This window comes from Kitasatospora sp. NPDC057518 (genome assembly GCF_042802075.1).
Classification (GTDB): domain Bacteria; phylum Actinomycetota; class Actinomycetes; order Streptomycetales; family Streptomycetaceae; genus Kitasatospora.
The window spans coordinates 1-1,753 of the sequence record NZ_JBHVEU010000768.1; the positions used below are offsets into that span (position 1 = coordinate 1).

The window sequence follows — 1,753 nt, forward strand, 5'->3', positions numbered from 1 at the left end:
GGGCAGGTCACTCCTGCCGGGCGCCGTCGTTTTGCCCGCCCGGGTAATAGGCTGGAGGCAGTCAGCCCGTTACCGACCCCCCTGGAAGGACCCCTGTGGAGCTCGCCGCCTACGCCGATCTCGCCGTCCGGCTGGTGAACACCGAGGAGCCCGAGCGCGGCACCGACTCGCTGACCTCCGTGGAGGCGGTGCGCGGTCTCTTCTCCGACTCCTCGCGGGCCCGCTCGCTCGCCGACGAGTCCGACGTGCCCCGGCTGCGGGCGGTGCGGACCCGGCTGCGCGGGGTCTTCGAGGCCGCCGCCGGCGGGGACGAGATCCGCGGCGTCGACCTGCTGAACAGCCTGCTGATGGAGTACCCGGTCAGCCCGCTGATCTCCGGGCACGACTACCTGGACGACGCCGGGCGGCCGCGCTGGCACCTGCACCTGGCCGACAACTCCCCCACCGCCACCGCCCACTTCAGCGCGGTCGCCTGCATGGGCCTGGCCGTCCACCTCACCGAGCTGGGCGCCGACCGGCTCGGCATCTGCCAGGCCGCGCCCTGCCGCAACGCCTACCTGGACACCTCGACCAACCGCTCCCGCCGCTACTGCTCGGACCGCTGCGCGACCCGCGCCAACGTGGCCGCCTACCGGGCCCGCAAGCGCCTGGAGGCGGAGGCGGCGGCCCGGGCGTAGCAGCCCGCTAGACGTCCTCCACCCAGGCGCCGAGCCGGCGGGCCAGGCCCGGCACCCGGGCCAGCCGCGGGGTGAGCAGCAGCCGCTCCAGCCGGCGCCCCGGCGCCAGCCAGACCGGGCTCGGGCGCAGCCGCAGCAGCACCCGGCCGAGCACCAGCTCGTCCGGGACGGCGCCGTAGCTGCGGCTGTCGCTGTCCACCGGGCGGTTGTCGGAGAGCAGCCACCAGCCCGTGGCCCGGCGCTCGGCGGCCCGCTTCACCACCAGCAGGTCCTGCTGGAAGGGGTGCCGGAAGACCACCACCGCGCCGGGCCGGATCGGCGCGCCGTAGCGGACCAGCAGCCGGTCGCCCTCGCGCAGGGTCGGGACCATCGACGGCCCCGCCACGTCGACCAGCCCGAACGGCAGCGCGCCGCCCGGGCCGCGCTCCCCCGCCCCGGCGCCCTCCGCTCGCGTGCTCCGCGCCACGACTCCTCCTCCCGCCCCCGCTCGCGCCCCCAGTCTGCCGTACGGACCGCCGTCCGTCCGATGTCCGGATTGCGCCGGTTCCCGGTCCGTCTTTCGCCCTAGGCCCACCGCCCGATCGCGAAACCGGGAGGGCGGAAGGGTAATCTCGGGCGCGGGAAGACGATCTAAGGAAGGACTCCCATGTTCTCTCGTCTGTTTGCACCGCGCGCCACCGTCCACGCCCACTGCGACCTGCCCTGCGGCGTCTACGACCCCGCGCAGGCCAAGCTGGAGGCCGAGTCGGTCAAGGCCACCCAGGAGAAGTACCAGGCCAACGAGGACCCGCACTTCCGCGCCCGCGCCGTCATCATCAAGGAGCAGCGCGCCGAGGCCGTCAAGCACCACATCTCGGTGCTGTGGAGCGACTACTTCAAGGCCCCGCACTTCGAGAAGTACCCGCAGCTGCACCAGCTGATCAACGACACCCTGAAGGCCGCCTCGGCCGCCAAGGCGTCCACGGACCCGGCCACCGGCCAGGCCCTGCTCGACCTGATCGCCCAGGTCGACAAGATCTTCTGGGAGACCAAGCAGGCCTGAGCCTGACGCGTCGCCACCCGACCGCCCCCGTCCC

3 protein-coding genes are annotated in these 1,753 nt (G+C 73.8%); 2 read left to right on the forward strand and 1 reads right to left on the reverse strand.

The features are described 5' to 3' along the window. Positions 1-95: 95 nt before the first annotated feature. Positions 96-677, forward strand: a complete 582-nt coding sequence (locus ACFU7Z_RS39240; RefSeq protein ID WP_049649436.1) for a CGNR zinc finger domain-containing protein — start codon at positions 96-98, stop codon at positions 675-677. A 7-nt stretch (positions 678-684) separates the two neighbouring features. Here the strand turns inward: ACFU7Z_RS39240 and sodX are convergent, their stop codons facing one another. Beyond that, positions 685-1,047 (reverse strand): nickel-type superoxide dismutase maturation protease, encoded by a 363-nt coding sequence (sodX, locus tag ACFU7Z_RS39245; protein WP_079271923.1) that lies wholly within the window; start codon positions 1,045-1,047, stop codon positions 685-687. A gap of 276 nt (positions 1,048-1,323) precedes the next feature. Here sodX and sodN point away from each other — a divergent pair, with 276 nt between their 5' ends. After that, positions 1,324-1,719, forward strand: coding sequence for a superoxide dismutase, Ni (gene sodN / locus ACFU7Z_RS39250; RefSeq protein WP_049649434.1), 396 nt, complete (start codon positions 1,324-1,326; stop codon positions 1,717-1,719). Positions 1,720-1,753: the final 34 nt, after the last annotated feature.